This is a genomic window from Blautia sp. CGZ-1-C1, from assembly GCF_056504575.1.
This window is the reverse complement of record NZ_JBWLUT010000090.1, coordinates 71,701-88,152: the sequence shown is the minus strand read 5'-3', so window position 1 is coordinate 88,152 and position 16,452 is coordinate 71,701. Positions and strand designations below refer to the sequence as shown.

Here is a 16,452-nt window from a genome sequence, read left to right as displayed (position 1 = left end):
TTTTAGTATGGTAAAGTTGTGGTTGTCAAGTGTTTTTGGGGAATTGTTAATATTTTACCAAAAACACGGAGAGAATGCTTTCTTGACGAGGGACGCGCGAAGCATATTCTCTTGCCAGGTTCAGTTCCGGGAGCTAAGTAACTCTAAGGTGGGAAAATTCTGCTAAAAGCATGAAGAAAAATGCAAAACTCGCTCCGTTGCAAACTTCGCTCAGACACGTTGCTATTTTTCTTCATAACGCAGAATTTTCCCGCCTAAGAGTTACTAAGCTCCCTCCAAATTCACCTGGCAAGAGAATATGCTTCACGCTGGGAACTGGATGTGGAAGTGATAAAGTGGCTGGGATGTTGTTACGCAGGAAATATAAACCTCCTTGTGCATAGCCCATGGAGTATCACTTAATTTATGCTAATCGCATAAATTTTTTATATTACAATGTGTATTACTGAGAACGGAGTGAACAGTAATTTAATTTTAAAGGCAAGGTCGAAATTCATCGAGAGTTTCGGCTTGCCTTTTTGAGTATAACAGCGTATATTAAATTTATAGCATTTCTGGAAATACTATAGTTAGAGCGTGTTCGAAAAATCATTCTCCAAAATTGTGACATGCATCTTGCAAAAAACATTTTTCAAACACTCTCTGGCAGATCTTTTCATTTTCTGAATTATTCCTGTCAGGAATAGTCTGATATCTTTTTACGAATCAAGTAAGTTCCCCGTTTTAACTATGAATATATGCCTGGCTTATCCAAGTGTATAAATACCTTCAAAAATCATATCTTATAAACAAGAGCTGTTTTTCGTTTTTGATACTCTTATCTGAAAGGAGGTTCTTTATGTCTTTGTTGATTCGTGTGTTTATTGTTGTCCTGCTTGCGTTGCTGGCTATTGGGGCTGCCCTGCTGGTTTTGGTGTGTTGGGCGCTGGCGGCGTGTGCGAGCAGGCGTGATTATTATCTGGAAAAAGATTACCAGGATAAAAGTTATCGGGTGAAGTAGAGGAAGTCAGCGCATGGGCGCTGGGTGTTTCCGATCAGTTTGTTCATTACTTTGCCATTGAAGTATAAGGTTGCGGAGCCGCCGCCGTCCAGGTTGTAGGCGTAGGTACAGCCATAGGATTTGAATATGTTTACCATATCCCAGTGGTTTAAGCCGTTGTAGGTTCCGGTGTCTGTTACAAGGAGAACGTAGTCGTTTGGTTTTACCATTCCTACTGCTGTGCGGGGATAGTATTTCTCTGTTTCTGCCCATGGGAGCTGGGCTTCCCCGTTCTGGATCAGGATAGGGCCGAAGTTGTAGGTGTCTTTTACTCCGGCGGCGAGGAGGTCTTTGCCCATCAAGCCTTGTGCGGGAGTATAAATGGTTCCATCGTTTTTGACTGCCATGACGGAGTAACTGGTCATGTAGTCGCCGTAAATGATTCCGTTTTTGATGCACATACCTAATGGAGATGGTTTTCCTGTGCCGTAGTCAAAGGCGCTGCCATTTACGCCTATTACTCCTCCGTTGGAGGATACTGCGTTGGAAGTGGTCTGGCGCTGGCCACCGTAGGTTCCATTGGAAAGGGCGGATTTCAGCTGTTTGGCGTTAGCTGTTTTTATGTGCGCTACCCAGTAGGATATTCCATGGACTGATTTGCGGGAGAGTTTAATATTTAAGGTGCTGCTTTTGTATGTATAGGTGTTTCCACTCTGGCTGACTGTTGGTTTTGAGTCTGAAGCTTTCACTCGCCGGCCTTTGCTGTTGACATAATAGTTGCCAACCCAGGTATTTGTCGCAAGTACTCCTGTTTTTTTGCTGAAATAGTAATAATATCCGCCTATTTTCTGCCAGCCTTTTGCCATGGTTGAATTGCTGAGAAAATAGTATTTCTTTCCATTTTGGGTAAGCCACTTACTGGCGATGGCAATACCGGAATTATCGAAATAGTAAGTATATTTATCTCCTGTCGCCCAGCGATTGCGGAACATTGCGCCGTTTTTGCGGTTATAATAGTATTTATTTCCGGAACGTTTCATCCAGCCGGTGAAACGTTTGCCATTGGCTGTGCAGTAGTAATAATATCCTTTGTACTTAAAGGATCCACATATCATTCTGCCTTTTGAATTATAAAAATAATAGGCTCCATTGATCTTCTGCCAGCCGGTTTTCTTCGATGTGATGCTGACTGATGTATTCTGCTGTTTGACATATGTTGCCGCCTGTACAGAAACTGTACGTACCGTGCTACCTGCTGCCACAAATAATACTAATACCAGGAATATAATAAATTTTCTGAGGTTTAATTTTCTTTTCATCCTGCCTCCTGTAATATTTATATTTAGAGTTCTTTTCCTCAATAATTAAAAATTATCGGAACAACGATATAATAATATCAGAATCATATGGTAAATCTGTAATTTTCAGGAATCCATATAGTTGGAAGTTTATGTGCCTCAGGATTTTGACTACACACAAATATCTTATGCAAAACAATAGCATAAAAACCGCTGCATCACACAGCGGCTTTTGGTTCAGGGTTAATAGTTATATGCTCCCTCATAGGCATTGCACCGGTCCAGTTTCCGGGACAGATTCTGGCAGGAACTGCATCGGTCGCAGAATTCCTGTTCATAACAGGTGGAACAGGCGCACGTCTTACAGGCTTTACGGTCATAACCTGTTTTACTGTTGAGAGGAAGCGTGCTTTCGGTTGCATTGCTCATAAATATCACCCTCCTTATACATTGCTGCCCACTCCACCTATAACAGCTTCAGAAAATAACACAGGCAATTCACCCTTCAAAGCAAAAAATCCTATATCAAATATCCCTGTCATGTATCAGGCGTATGAACAACAATTCTTGTACTTTCATTATACTTTAACAAAAGGAGAATACAAGTAATTAATAATCTGTTTTCTGGTAAAATCTTCCGTTTATGTAGTCGGTTTTGATGATATTTACAAAGGCTTTCGGATCGATCTCATGTACCTGCTTTACCAAAAACTTCGCTTCTTCCGTAGACACAACAGAATAAATCATGCTGGTCTTCTCATCCGTATAACATCCAGTTCCTTCAAAGCGCGTCGCCGTATGATTCGTCAGTTTAAAGATTTCCTCATAAATCTGGTAAGGTTCCTTTGTAATAATAAACAACGTATGCTTCTTATATCTCTGGTGCAGCATCTGAATCACCTGTGTAGAAGTAAACTGGAAAATAATAGAATACAGTGCCCTGTCCCATCCAAACAACAGACCTGCAACCGTCAGGATCACCGCATTTCCACATAAAATATAATTCCAGATATCCCTGCCACTCTTCTCAGAGAAATAAATCGCAATAAAATCCGTTCCGCCGGTACTTGTATTACCGATCAGACAAAGGCTGATACAAAGACCATTGATCAGACCACCAAAAATACTGATAAGCAACGTATCATAAGTGATTGGCTGACTCGGAATAATATCCGTAAGCAGACCTGACAGCACGATCACACAGCAGGAACTGATCGTAAACTTCTTTCCAATAAACTTCAGACCAATAAATACCGGAATCGAATTCAGTAACACATTAATAAGTGTATATGGAATCGCAATCCCCATAAATGTCTGAAAAATATTCTGGATCAACAGTGTAAGCCCTGTAAACCCTCCCGGAAAAAGACCGCCTGCACGCACAAACGTTTTAATATTCAAAGCCATGATCGTAGCTGCCAGAACCGCACAGCCGTAACGCTTAGCTTCGTGTTTTAAATTAAGTTCTTTCATCTTTTACATCTCACACTATTCTTATTTTGTTTATTTTGCTTCCCATCTACCGGAAGCACCACATGGCAGAACCAGTCCGTTAGAACTTACCGGAAGCCCGATTTCCTGAGAATCCACACGACCATCAAACTTCTTAAGCTCCGTAGAAAGCATATAAGTCAGAACCGCCGGTGCCAGCCCGGTTGTATAAGAATTGATCAGGAAAAATAATGGATCATCACTGAGAATCTTCGTACAAAGCTTAATCAGATCATGAATACAATCCTCAATCTTCCAGATCTCCCCTTTCGGTCCACGGCCATAAGAAGGCGGATCCATAATAATCGCATCATAATGATTTCCTCTGCGGATCTCACGCTCCACAAACTTCACGCAGTCATCCACCAGCCAGCGGATCGGCGCATCCCCTAAACCGGAAGCCACCGCATTCTCCTTTGCCCAGGTAACCATACCCTTAGAAGCATCTACATGAGTAACAGACGCTCCCGCAGCTGCCGCCGCCAAAGTCGCACCGCCAGTGTAAGCAAAAAGATTCAGCACCTTCACCGGACGTCCCGCATTACGAATCTTATCTCCAAACCAATCCCAGTTTGTAGCCTGCTCCGGGAAAAGACCTGTATGTTTAAAACTAAATGGCTTTAAATGAAAGGTAAGATCCTTATAATGAATATCCCACTGCTCCGGCAGATCAAAAAACTCCCATTCACCGCCGCCTTTCTTACTTCTGTGATAATGACCATTCATATGTTTCCAGCCCTTATTCACCTTAGGTGTATCCCAGATAACCTGCGGGTCCGGTCTCACCAGAAGATAATCCCCCCAACGCTCCAGCTTCTCCCCACAGGAAGTATCAATTACCTCATATTCTTTCCATCCATCTGCAATCCACATCTTCTATTTTATCCTCCTAAATAAGTACCTACCTTTTATAATTGGTAACACTCTTCTATTTTTACTGCCTAAAGTATAAAGTAAAACTTTCTCAATATCAAGCAAACCCTCATAATTCGCAGTTATAAACAACTAAAGCACTATTTATAAATTACGCGGAACATACAATTCTCATTTCCCACAGCCAATTCCCAGCGCGATGCAGCATCTCTCTGTGGGTGAATTTGGAGGGGGCTTAGTAACTCTTAGGCCGAGGGAATCCGCGTTATGAAGAAAAATAGCAACGTGTCTGAGCGAAGTTTGCAACGGAGCGAGTTTTGCATTTTTCTTCATGCTTTTAGCGGATTTCCTCGGTCTTAGAGTTACTTAGCCCCCAGAACTGAACCCACAGAGAGATGCTGCTTCGCGCGTCCCCGTTAATACAAAAAAACAAGCCAGAACTCTATACGAGCTCCAGCTTGCATAATCACACCTTATTTACTTTTCTTCTTCATAGAAGCAATCACAGACTGAATAACAATAAAGAAGCAAAGCAGTACAGAAAGAATAATTCTTACCCACCAACTTGACAAAGTACCCTGAGTAGTAATCAAACTGGAAATTGTACCCTTAATCAGAACACCAAACAGAGTACCGATTGGAGTACCAACACCACCAGAAAGAAGTGTACCACCAATAACCGCTGATGAAATCGCATCCATCTCAAGACCTTTCGCCTGCTCTACGAAACCTGCACAGCTGTTTAAGCAGAACAGGAATCCACCAAGACCTGCAAGGAAACCATCCAGAATATAAGCCTGGAACATAGTCTTCTTAACATTCAGCCCCATCATCAATGCACTCTGACGATTACCACCGATTGCATAAAGTTTACGTCCAAATTTACGATATTTCAGAAGAACTGCAATAATAATTACAACGATCAATGCAATCACAACTGTCGGTGGAATGTACGCTGGAATGAATTTCCCTTTTTTATTAGTAGAACCAAAAGGCATATAGAAACGATAGTTAGCCCATTTCAGGAACAATTCATTCTTAATAGAAATCATATCTGTACTGATGATAGCTGTCATACCACGTCCAAAGAACATACCTGCTAAAGTTACGATAAATGGCTGGATATCAAGATAAGCCACCAGAAATCCCTGTACAATACCAAAAGCAACACCAATCAGCAGTGCAACTAAAACTGCCACATATGTATTAACACCTTTATTCTCCATCAGATCTGCAAGAACCATACAAACAAGTGCTGTTACAGAACCTACGGAAATATCAATACCACCTGTGATCATTACAATCGTAAGTCCACACGCAATAACCAGAAGGCCTGCATTGGATACAAACAGGTTCAGAAACATCTGAGGTTTTGCAAAACCTTTATCAGCAAAGATGATCATACCTGCGATATACATTACTGCGAATAATGCGATAGTTATCAGAAGCAGGAAGCCGTTTCCTGTCATTTTCTTTTTCTGCATTCCATTTGCTTTCATTACTTCTGACCTCCTTCTGCTGCCACGCTTTTCTTTGCTTTTAAGCCGGCAATATATTTCTTAAATACATCACTCTGCAGAGTAACGATGATGACAACCACGATTGCCTTATATACAGGAAGCTGGTCAGCCTTTACGTTCATTGCATAGAGTGTTGTGGTCAGAGCCTGAATTGTATAGGCACCAATTACAGAGCCGATCAGACTGAATTTACCGCCGCCAAGGAAGTTTCCGCCAAGTGCAACTGCGAGGATGGCATCCATTTCCAGGTTAAGACCAATGTTGTTTGCATCTGCGGAATAGATACGGCTGGATGCTACGATTCCGGCGATACCTGCCAGTACACCACAGATCACATAAGTAAGGAATTTGATCATTGTGGAATTTAATCCGACAAGGCGGGCTGCTTTTCCGTTGATACCAACGCTCTCTATGTAAAGACCAAGAGCTGTTTTCTTCAGAATCAGATATACAACTGCAACAGTAATGATTGCAAAGAAAATCGGAGTTGGAATCGGGCATTTTCCAATGTATCCGCCTGCCATCTTAAAGGAATCCACACGGATGTAAGTAATCTGTCCATTTGTTATAAGCTGTGCAATACCACGGCCTGCTGTGTAAAGAATCAATGTTGCAACCATCGGCTGAATGTTCAGCTTGGCAACCAGAAATCCGTTAAATGCACCACATAATGCAGATGCAAGAAGTGCTGCAATTACTGCAATGATAATAGAATTCTGATATTCGTTTACAGAAACCTGTCCACCTGAAAGGATCTGGCAGCAAACAGCAGCTGCAACAGCCATGATCGCACCAACACTGATATCCTGTCCACCTGATGCTGCTGTTACCAGTGTCATACCGATTGCAAGGATAACCAGCTCTGAAGCTCGGTTGATAACGTCAATAATATAACCGTAGAGTACGCCGTTTCGGATAGATACATTAAAGAAGTCCGGTGTCTTGAGCACATTTAGCAAAAGTACGGCGATGAGACACACGATAGGAAGAAACAGACGCGCACTTGTTATTTTCTTTAATTTACTCTTATTCATTATTTATCGTCACCTCCGGCAATAGCTTTCATAACTCCGCTCTGGGAAAGTTCATCCTCTTCCAGCTCACCAACCTTCTGACCATCACGAAGGACTGCCATACGGGAACAGGTACGGAGCATTTCCTCAACCTCTGAGGAGATAAATGTAACTGCCATTCCCTGATCTGCAAGATCAAGAACCAGTTTCTGAATCTCAGTCTTAGTACCGATATCAATGCCTCGGGTTGGCTCATCCAAAATCAGATAATCCGGATTTGTCAGAAGCCATCTGCCAAGGATAACCTTCTGCTGATTACCACCAGACAGGCTCTTGATTGGTGTCTCGCGGCTGGCTGTCTTAATCTGCAGCAATTTAATATACTTATCGGCTGCCTCCTCCATTTCTTTTTTACTTAATGGATGGAACATACCACGTTTAGCCTGGAGCGCTATAATAATATTTTCTCTTACAGAAAGGTCTGCAATGATACCTTCTGCTTTTCTGTCTTCCGGAAGATATGCCATACCAAGTTTCATGGCATCCAGAGGACTGTTGATCTTTGCTTCTTTGCCTTTTACCTTAAGGGTTCCTGTCTCTGCCCTGTCTGCGCCATAGATTGCACGTACAAGTTCAGAACGTCCTGAACCAAGAAGACCGGTAAGACCGATAACCTCTCCTTTGTTAATTGTAAGGTCAAATGGCTTAATCGTTCCTTTATGGGAAATTCCCTTGGCTTCGATAACAGGTTCCGGATTCTTCGATTTCTTATCTTTGTGCTCGCCTTTGATATCAGCAAGGTCATCAAAGTCTTTACCCATCATCTTAGCAACCAGCATAACTCTTGGAAGATCTTTTGTCTCATACTCTCCTACCAGCTCACCGTTACGAAGAACTGTGATTCTGTCGCAGACTGCATATACCTGCTCAAGGAAATGGGTAACGAAGATAATACCTACCCCTTCATCACGAAGTCTTCTCATAAGTACAAACAGCTTCTCAACTTCGTCATCATCAAGTGAAGAAGTTGGCTCATCGAGGATCAGCACGTGACATTTCATATCAACTGCACGGGCAATTGCGATCATCTGCTGGATAGCGATGGAACACTCTTCCAGCATCTGTGTTGGCGGCACATGAATGTCCAGGCTCTCAAGAAGTTTTCCTGAGCGCTCATTCATCTGCTTCCAATCAATCATTCCGAACTTTCTTGGCTCTCTGCCGATAAAGAGATTTTCGGCAACAGTCAGGTTCGGACAGAGGTTTACTTCCTGATATACAGTACTGATACCATTTGCCTGTGCCTCCTGCGGAGAATGATTTACAATTGCATTACTGTTTCCAGCCATATGAATAGAACCGCTTTCAAATTCATGAACACCGGTCAGCACCTTGATCAGTGTTGATTTACCTGCACCGTTCTCCCCCATCAGTGCGTGGATTTCACCTTTACGAAGGGTAAAGTCCACATGGGAAAGGGCACGGACGCCAGTGAAATTTTTGGAAATATCACGCATCTCCAATACTACATTTTGTTCCATAATCTTTCCACCTGCTTTCTATACTGGTTTTTACCCCTCATCACTGAATATTTTCAGTAAAGCGGGTTAATTCATGGCATAAAGGTAGCGTGGTCCGCAACCCGGGTTTCTCCGAATTATGAACCACGCTCCGGATTTTACTGATAATTAATATGCACGTCCATCAATGATGTCCTGAGTAATAGTTGTTACTTCATAATCAGCGTCTTCAACTTTAATAGATGTAACTGTATCATCAGCTGCAAACATTTCTTCTTCTACATATGCCTGTTTGTCAACATCTTCGCCTGCTTCCAGTTTCTCGATGATTTCCTGTACACGTGGTCCGTGTAATGGGTTACACTCTGTATCCAGTGTGATTTTTCCGCTTAATGTATCTGTAAGACCTGCGTTTGTTGTATCGAAGGACATTACAAGGATCTGACCTTCTTCTCCACCAACTTCATAACCAGCAGCCTCGATTGCATCAATTGCACCGAATGCTTCGTTATCGTTCTCGCAGTAAACAACGTCGATATCATCACCGCTCTGTTTCAGGATAGATTCCATAACTTCCTGGCCTTTAGCCTGTGTAAATTCACCAGACTGCTGTGCAATTGTGTTCCAGTTGTCATGAGCTTCTACAGCTTCATCAAATCCTTCTGTACGTCCGATCTGAGCAGATGCACCGATTGTTCCCTGGATATCTACAAGATTGATATCTTCATCTCCACGTCCTTTTGCTTCCAGATATGCATCCAGCCATGCCATAGCTTTCTGACCTTCAAGTTTGAAGTTTGATCCAACCCATGCTGTGTAAAGGCTGTCATCAGATACATCAACCATACGGTCTACGATGATTACAGGGATTCCTGCATCTTTAGCTTCCTGAAGTACTGTATCCCATCCTGTTTCTGTTACAGGAGCAAGTACGATATAATCAACTTCCTGCTGGATGAAGTTACGGATTGCTGTTAACTGGTTTTCCTGTTTCTGCTGTGCATCGTCGAAGATTAAGTTGTATCCGTTCTCTTCGCTGAATGTAGATTTCATGGATTCTGTATTTGCTGTACGCCAGTCAGATTCTGCACCTACCTGTGAAAAACCAACTGTGATTGTGTCGTCCGCTGCTGCTACACCCACTGTAGGAACTACACACATACCGCATACCATAGTTGCTGTTAATAAAGCTGACACGATTTTTTTCTTCATTTTGTAAATCCTCCCGATTCATTTAAGATGTCTTTATTATAGTAAAAATCCAGAGAAATTCCATAGAATATTTTCCGCAAAAAGTTTATTCTTCTATCATATTTTGTTCATAATTTATACAAAGTTTGTTTTTTTATTGTGAAAGTTGATTTTTTTATTGTGTACTATGGATATAAGATGTGATTTTTTAATTCGTTTAATATTCATATTGCATAATTCCACATAATCTGACATTAATCCGTTTTCAATCTTCTGTATACTACGTTAATGCTTAATTTCCAGAATATACCATACTAAAAAAAGCTACCTGGCAAGTCAATCGGATATTCGCAATCCGCTTTCGCTACTTGCTCATAACCAAATAACTGCTTCGCAGTTTATCAGAAGGGGCTTGTACCCCTTCTGATACAAGCAAGTCCCCACCCACTGCTTATTGCTCTTCGCAATTGAAGCAGGGGACTTACTTGATTTGGTTAAAAAACTTAACTCCATGCAGCTTTTATAAATAATCCAACAAAGGCAAACTATCTTTTTTCATGCTAAAATGCCCAAAATCGGAAGCATTTATTTACTTATTCAGGTTAATCTTCTTCGCCATATACACTTCCATAACTGTCCCCTCTCCTTCCGTTGAGGAAATTTTCAGTCCATAACCAGGTCCATAATAAAGCTTGATTCTCTCCGAAACCGCAGCAAGTCCAAATCCCGCTCTCTCACCAGTGCGGATTGCCTCCTGTACTTCATGAAGACGCTCCGGCGTCATTCCCTGTCCATTATCTGTAACCCTGAGCATCATATTATCCTCATCCAGGTCAAATCCCTCGATAAGAATCTTACCTTTTCCACGCTTATTCTTAATTCCATGATAAAGCGCATTCTCCGCAAGAGGCTGCAAAGTAAGCTTCGGTATCATAACACCATCCAGTTCCGGCGGAATATTAATCTCAAACTCCATAATATCCCTGTATCTGGATTGTTGAATCTCCAGATAACTCAATGTATGACGCTCTTCCTCAGACAACGGAATAATATCATTTCCCTTAGAAAGAGAAGTCCGGAAAAAAACAGACAGGCTTGTGATCATATCTACCGCATCCTGCTGCATTCCCCCCTCTACCAGCCACACGATCGTATCCAGCGTATTATACAAGAAATGCGGATTCACCTGCGCCTGAAGCAGCTGCAGTTCTGTCAGGTGCTGCGCATCCTGCTCCTTGCGGACATTTTCCAGAAGACCTTCAATCCTTCCTGCCATCTTTCTGGTACCTGCATCCAGTTCCTGAATCTCGATACAATCCGCGGGAACTTTATTAATTGTCTTGTATTCTCCTTTTCCCACCTTCTTAATATTATGAAGGATCTCGGAAATCGGCTTTGTAATGCTATAAGTCAGACGGAAAGATCGTCTCATCAGAATACAGGTTGCAATAAGAATCGCCGCACACATCGTCAGAATCGTCAGCCGGACATTTCCTGCAAGCTGTGACTCCACCTGCACCAGCTGAGTTGCTTCCTGATAAATATAATTCTGCATCTCTTTCTCAAAAAGCGTCGTCAGAATTTCCGTATTATTCGCCATAAATTCCTGTCGCTGCTGATAATCCTTGATATCAAGAAGCTGATTCATCCGCTTCTGAAGATTTTTCAGATAATTTGTCAGATACTTAAGAGAACGTAAACTCTCTTCCTTCTCTGTAGTTTTTTTCAGCTTCTCTACCGTATCGATTGCTCTCTTTACCTGCTCTGTCGGAAGATCATCTTTCCCTTTTCGTCCGATAGTCACATAGTAGATATCCATATCTACCTCGTCCTTGAAACTCATATCATTATTAGAGTTTCTAAAATTCGCATTATATTCTGCGCTTACCGCCAGGTTATTAGATAACTGATTATATTTATTTGTATAATGCCAGAAAAAAAGAAGAAGCACTATGATCAGGATTGCCATAGGGATCATAGTGCTCAGAAGCATCCACTTCATCTTAGTTTCCAGCTTTTCCTGCTTTTGCCTCATGAATCAGACTTCCCCTCTCGTTTTACGATATTCACTCGGAGTCATCTTCTGCGTCTTCTTAAAAAGATAACTGAAATAATGCGCATCCTTATATCCTACTTCTCCCGCAATCTCGCTCGAACGTTTCGCCGTGCAGCGAAGCAATTCCTTCGCTTTACTCATACGCAGAGAAGTCAGATACTCAATAAAAGTCTGCCCCATATTCTGGCTGAACAACGCACTGAAATGATTCGCACTGACATTCGCCACATGCGCAACCTTATTCAGAGAAATCTCCTCATCCATATAATGTCCGTCAATAAAATACACCGCCTGCTTCAAAACATTCCGATTCTGATTACCGGCATTCTCATCCCGAATCGCAATTGCCCTCTTAAGAATATCCTCCGCATAAGCAATAGACGCCTCCGTAGACTGACTGGTCTTCTCCACAATATCATCCGTCTCTTCCCTGGATAACTCCGTATCGTCATACCCCATCTTTTTCAAAAACGACAGCACCGAAAAGCGAATATTCAAGACCACATAATTTCGGAACACCAAAGACTCCATTGGCTCATGCCCGATCGCATGGAAATAGTCATGCACAAAACTGCTAACTTCCTCTTCCAGACCACTACTCAGAAATTTCTGCAGAATTTCAGGATTAAGCGCATTGACATTCACACTCTTTAACTGAACCGCCTCTGCCTTCGACGAATCTGCTGAATTTTCCCTTGCCTGTTCAAGCATATTATAATAAAGAATATGTCCATCATAAAGATAACGAAACGCATAAGCTCTCGTCGCAGTATGATAACTCTGCTTAATCTTACTCAGACGATCCGCCTCTTCCCCTACAGCAACAAACCAGTCCACATCCTTACTGGTTTCCTCCATAATCTTTTGAACCGCTTCCACACACTCTCTGGTGTTCGCCTCAATACTCTCTCTCTGCCCCTTAACAAGAATCGCATAACTAAACACCTGATGTCTGAAAAGCATAGCAACCGGATGACTCAGAAAATAATTTTCAATCTTCTTATGAACCTCCGCCTCCCAGTCCGAATACCCCTCCGACAAATTACTGCTACTGTCAGAAATATCCGGGCTGAAAATCAAAATATTATAAGCCTCCGCCACAATATCCAGATTCAGACGATCTGCCCTCTGATAAACCTCCTCCAGATCCGAATCCGCCCTCACCAGCGATTCAAAAAAATCCCTGCTCGCATTCCTCTCATACTCCTGCATCTCCAGACGAAACTTCTCATAATACTCCATCTGCGTCTTCTCATGTTCATAACGGTCATGAATCTCCTGCAGACGCTCAATAAACGCATTCTTCGTAATCGGCTTCAAAAGATAATCCTCAACCCCGATATTAATCGCCTGCTTCGCATAATTAAAATCATCATACCCGCTAAGAATCACAATCTTAATATTCGGCAGCTCCTTCTTCACCAACTTACAAAGCGTCAGCCCGTCCATAAACGGCATCTTAATATCCGTAATCAAAAGATCCGGCTTACTCTTCAAAATCAAAGGCAACGCCATCTCCCCATCCGAAGCCTCTCCCGCAAGCTCAAACCCATACTGCTCCCAGGGAATCATCTTCTTAATCATCTCCCTGATCACAACCTCATCCTCTACCAAAAACGTCTTTAACATCTAATCAAACTCCTCCTCAAAACTCACGCGCCCATCTAAACTCACTGAAAATATATATAACTTTAATACATGTTGCCCCATCAGGCAAGTTATTTTTCACTAATACGCCCCACCGCCACTTTTCCCACAGCCAGTCTCCAGCGCGAAGCAGCATCTCTCTGTGGGTGAATTTGGAGGGGGCTTAGTAACTCTTAGGTTTGGGGAATCCGCGTTATGAAGAAAAATAGCAACGTGTCTGAGCGAAGTCGGAGGCGGAGCGAGTTTTGCATTTTTCTTCATGCCCTTAGCGGATTTTCCAAACCTTAGAGTTACTTAGCCCCCGGAACTGAACCCACAGAGAGATGCTGCTTCGCGCGTCCCCCTCCGAAAAAAGGCACAAAAAACCTCTTGTCCAGACAGGGGGTGACCAGACAAGAGGCTTTTCTGCAGCTATATAGTTATATTTCAGGTTAACGTTTTTTAATAAATAAGTTTACATCATACCCTTCTATTTGGTATGAAACAACTCCTCCGCCTTCGGTTTCCAATGCTCTGCATAAGCATCACACTTCGCACAAAGATGCTCCACCGACTCCGGAGACTGCAAATCCGTAGACTTCGCACCAGACTCTTCCACCATCTTACGCAGCTTCTGCGGATTCTCAAGCATTGGACATGGACGAAGCATATTTTCATTAAACGGCTGTCCATCATGATATGCCATGAAAATCGGGCTCTTCAATGCATCCAGCAGACTCTCTTTGTAGATATTTGCATTAGAATAATGAATAAATACACAAGGATCCACATCACCATTGGCATTGATATGCAGATAACGTCTTCCACCAGCGATACATCCGCCAACATACTGCGCATCATTCTGGAAATCCATGCTGAAGATTGCCTTTGTAGAACGATACTCTCTGATTTTGTGATACATCTTTTCACGCTGCTGTGGATTCGGCATCAACTCTACCACTGCATCATTACCTGTCGGCATGTAATGGAAGAACCATACAAACAGAGCACCACAGTCGATCATATGGTCAAAATATTCCTCACTGCTTACACTGTCTACGTTTGCAGAAGTATAGCAAGTAGATACACCAAACGGAAGTTTATGTGATTTCAGAAGTTCCATCGCATGCATAACCTTCTGATATACACCATCTCCACGACGACCATCATTTGCTTCCTCAGAACCTTCCAGACTGATTGCCGGTACGAAGTTCTTCACACGAAGCATTTCCTGACAGAACTCTTCATCGATCAGAGTACCATTTGTAAAGGAAAGGAACTCACAATCCGGATATTTCTCACAGATACGGATTAGGTCTTTCTTACGAACCAGAGGTTCTCCACCTGTATATATGTACATATAAGTTCCGAGTTTTCTTCCCTGCTCTACGATAGAACAGATGGTATCAAAATCAAGATTCAGCTTGTGACCATATTCAGCTGCCCAGCATCCTGTGCAGTGCAGATTACAGGCACTTGTAGGGTCAAGCAGGATAGCCCACGGAACATTACAGTTGTTTGCCTCCGCAGTTTCCTCCTGTAATGCACTTCCCTTTAAGCTGGCATTGATAATAAAGTTTGTAAAGAACGCCTCACGTACACCCGGATCCAGATCATAAATTCTGAGAATCAGTTTATACCAGTTGCTGTTTTTATCCTGGATTGCATTACGGATTGCATTTCTCTGTGCCTCATACCAGCCATCCGGTACTACTTTATCTACAAGTTCCATCAACTTCGGTATATTTACTTCCGGATCTTTCTCCAGATAACCCAGACCTGTTTTAACTGCTGCTACAAGTGCAGCCTGTTTTGCTTTGTCCATTAACTTCATGTGATTACTCCTCCTTGTTGTAATGTAATATATCTCAACACCGGTGCTTCGTATAATAATTCCTGCCATAATGGACATTTTTTATTTACGCTGTACCAGCATAATTTTTATTTCTGACTACCAATAAGATCTTTTTTGCTTCCAACAACGTACGTATCTGTCTCTCTATCTTATTCAATACTCATCCATATCTATGATATCCTGCTTCTGATTTTTAATAATTTTTACAGTATAAATTGCCACACACAAATTCAGAATTCCTTCAAATAGAAGTGAAACTCCAACCAGAATCATCATCACCTCTGCAGCCTCAAACGGTCTCACCAGAAGCAACAATCCCAGAACTCCTGCAAGGATTGCCATCAGCAAAATTCTCCACCAGAGACTCAGTCCAAACTTTTTTGCATCTATAGACGTCTGAATCTTAAACAGAGCATCCGCAAGTATCAGAATTCCAAATATTCCAAAAATCAGATTCACTACCACGTTTCTACGTATAATAATAACGACACCAACAGCCGCCAGCAGTGCACCAAAGGCAAGATCAAACTGAAATGCCAGACAGTAAAAATCTCTGGAAAAATATCCTATGATTTTTATGGCACCATATACAATAAACATAATTCCTACTGCCGTACAAAATACTGCCATTGAGCAGTCCGGCCATATGATCAGGCAGATACCCAGAATCATAAACAGAACAGACATGATAATATATCCATTCTTCGCTAATTTTAACTGTTTCATTGCATTCACCCTACCTCTCCTCCTTCCTGAATTATCAGGCTGAATGTTCATCTCAGCCTCTTTGTTTTTCCCTCTTTCTGGCTGTTATTATAACTGTGATATTTTTAACAATAAATAGACAAAAAAAAGCCCATGTCCAAAAATCAGACATGAGCTTGATTTTGTATAATATAAATCTTGCAGAATATTTTTTCAATTTCGAGACATAATGACAAACACAATAATTAATGCTCATCCAAAGCTCCTGTTCATGACGCACGGCAAAGATATCTGACGCAGGACTTCACGCTCTGATGGATTGGAT

The 16,452-nt window shown here is 42.0% G+C and carries 13 protein-coding genes; 1 reads left to right on the top strand and 12 read right to left on the bottom strand.

All coding sequences use genetic code 11. The features are described from left to right. Window positions 1–838 precede the first annotated feature (838 nt). Window positions 839–1,000 carry a hypothetical protein gene (locus tag AC058W_RS07690; RefSeq protein WP_178761628.1) on the top strand — a complete coding sequence of 54 codons (162 nt, stop codon included), beginning with the start codon at window positions 839–841 and terminating at the stop codon, window positions 998–1,000. Here the strand turns inward: AC058W_RS07690 and AC058W_RS07685 are convergent. From AC058W_RS07685 to AC058W_RS07630, 12 genes are all read right to left on the bottom strand, one after another. Beyond that, window positions 985–2,298: a phosphodiester glycosidase family protein gene (locus AC058W_RS07685; protein ID WP_117674881.1), complete on the bottom strand. Its 1,314-nt coding sequence runs from the start codon at window positions 2,296–2,298 to the stop codon at window positions 985–987. The two genes, AC058W_RS07690 and AC058W_RS07685, sit on opposite strands and share 16 nt — an antisense overlap. 222 nt (window positions 2,299–2,520) lie before the next feature. Beyond that, the gene (locus AC058W_RS07680; RefSeq protein ID WP_117674882.1) at window positions 2,521–2,706 is read right to left on the bottom strand and encodes a hypothetical protein; all 186 of its coding nucleotides are present in this window, start codon (window positions 2,704–2,706) and stop codon (window positions 2,521–2,523) included. Between the two features lie 180 nt (window positions 2,707–2,886). Further along, window positions 2,887–3,750 carry a YitT family protein gene (locus tag AC058W_RS07675; protein ID WP_118411269.1) on the bottom strand — a complete coding sequence of 288 codons (864 nt, stop codon included), beginning with the start codon at window positions 3,748–3,750 and terminating at the stop codon, window positions 2,887–2,889. 30 nt (window positions 3,751–3,780) lie between these two features. Next, window positions 3,781–4,641, bottom strand: coding sequence for a class I SAM-dependent methyltransferase (locus AC058W_RS07670; RefSeq protein WP_117674884.1), 861 nt, complete (start codon window positions 4,639–4,641; stop codon window positions 3,781–3,783). Window positions 4,642–5,114: 473 nt separating this feature from the next. Next, window positions 5,115–6,140, bottom strand: coding sequence for an ABC transporter permease subunit (locus AC058W_RS07665; protein ID WP_117674885.1), 1,026 nt, complete (start codon window positions 6,138–6,140; stop codon window positions 5,115–5,117). Continuing rightward, the gene (locus AC058W_RS07660; protein ID WP_118590667.1) at window positions 6,140–7,195 is read right to left on the bottom strand and encodes an ABC transporter permease; all 1,056 of its coding nucleotides are present in this window, start codon (window positions 7,193–7,195) and stop codon (window positions 6,140–6,142) included. The genes AC058W_RS07665 and AC058W_RS07660 overlap by 1 nt, the downstream gene beginning before the upstream one ends. Then, window positions 7,195–8,715, bottom strand: coding sequence for a sugar ABC transporter ATP-binding protein (locus AC058W_RS07655; RefSeq protein ID WP_117674887.1), 1,521 nt, complete (start codon window positions 8,713–8,715; stop codon window positions 7,195–7,197). Before AC058W_RS07655 ends, AC058W_RS07660 begins: the two co-directional genes overlap by 1 nt. A gap of 147 nt (window positions 8,716–8,862) precedes the next feature. Further along, the gene (locus tag AC058W_RS07650; RefSeq protein ID WP_117674888.1) at window positions 8,863–9,906 is read right to left on the bottom strand and encodes an ABC transporter substrate-binding protein; all 1,044 of its coding nucleotides are present in this window, start codon (window positions 9,904–9,906) and stop codon (window positions 8,863–8,865) included. A 568-nt stretch (window positions 9,907–10,474) separates the two neighbouring features. Next, on the bottom strand, window positions 10,475–11,920 hold the full coding sequence (locus AC058W_RS07645; RefSeq protein WP_118590665.1) for a sensor histidine kinase: 1,446 nt from the start codon (window positions 11,918–11,920) through the stop codon (window positions 10,475–10,477). 3 nt (window positions 11,921–11,923) lie between these two features. Continuing rightward, window positions 11,924–13,570: a response regulator gene (locus AC058W_RS07640; protein ID WP_118590663.1), complete on the bottom strand. Its 1,647-nt coding sequence runs from the start codon at window positions 13,568–13,570 to the stop codon at window positions 11,924–11,926. A gap of 487 nt (window positions 13,571–14,057) precedes the next feature. Beyond that, complete coding sequence (locus AC058W_RS07635; protein ID WP_117674891.1) at window positions 14,058–15,401, bottom strand: radical SAM protein; 1,344 nt, start codon at window positions 15,399–15,401, stop codon at window positions 14,058–14,060. Between the two features lie 174 nt (window positions 15,402–15,575). Then, window positions 15,576–16,148 (bottom strand): DUF308 domain-containing protein, encoded by a 573-nt coding sequence (locus AC058W_RS07630; RefSeq protein ID WP_243102419.1) that lies wholly within the window; start codon window positions 16,146–16,148, stop codon window positions 15,576–15,578. Between the last annotated feature and the right edge of the window lie 304 nt (window positions 16,149–16,452).

Coding starts and splice junctions, on each gene's coding strand:
- AC058W_RS07660 (WP_118590667.1), bottom strand. CDS start 7,195: ATGAATAAGAGTAAATTAAAGAAAATAACAAGTGCGCGTCTGTTTCTT.
- AC058W_RS07670 (WP_117674884.1), bottom strand. CDS start 4,641: ATGTGGATTGCAGATGGATGGAAAGAATATGAGGTAATTGATACTTCC.
- AC058W_RS07675 (WP_118411269.1), bottom strand. CDS start 3,750: ATGAAAGAACTTAATTTAAAACACGAAGCTAAGCGTTACGGCTGTGCG.
- AC058W_RS07640 (WP_118590663.1), bottom strand. CDS start 13,570: ATGTTAAAGACGTTTTTGGTAGAGGATGAGGTTGTGATCAGGGAGATG.
- AC058W_RS07680 (WP_117674882.1), bottom strand. CDS start 2,706: ATGAGCAATGCAACCGAAAGCACGCTTCCTCTCAACAGTAAAACAGGT.
- AC058W_RS07650 (WP_117674888.1), bottom strand. CDS start 9,906: ATGAAGAAAAAAATCGTGTCAGCTTTATTAACAGCAACTATGGTATGC.
- AC058W_RS07655 (WP_117674887.1), bottom strand. CDS start 8,715: ATGGAACAAAATGTAGTATTGGAGATGCGTGATATTTCCAAAAATTTC.
- AC058W_RS07635 (WP_117674891.1), bottom strand. CDS start 15,401: ATGAAGTTAATGGACAAAGCAAAACAGGCTGCACTTGTAGCAGCAGTT.
- AC058W_RS07630 (WP_243102419.1), bottom strand. CDS start 16,148: ATGAAACAGTTAAAATTAGCGAAGAATGGATATATTATCATGTCTGTT.
- AC058W_RS07645 (WP_118590665.1), bottom strand. CDS start 11,920: ATGAGGCAAAAGCAGGAAAAGCTGGAAACTAAGATGAAGTGGATGCTT.
- AC058W_RS07685 (WP_117674881.1), bottom strand. CDS start 2,298: ATGAAAAGAAAATTAAACCTCAGAAAATTTATTATATTCCTGGTATTA.
- AC058W_RS07690 (WP_178761628.1), top strand. CDS start 839: ATGTCTTTGTTGATTCGTGTGTTTATTGTTGTCCTGCTTGCGTTGCTG.
- AC058W_RS07665 (WP_117674885.1), bottom strand. CDS start 6,140: ATGAAAGCAAATGGAATGCAGAAAAAGAAAATGACAGGAAACGGCTTC.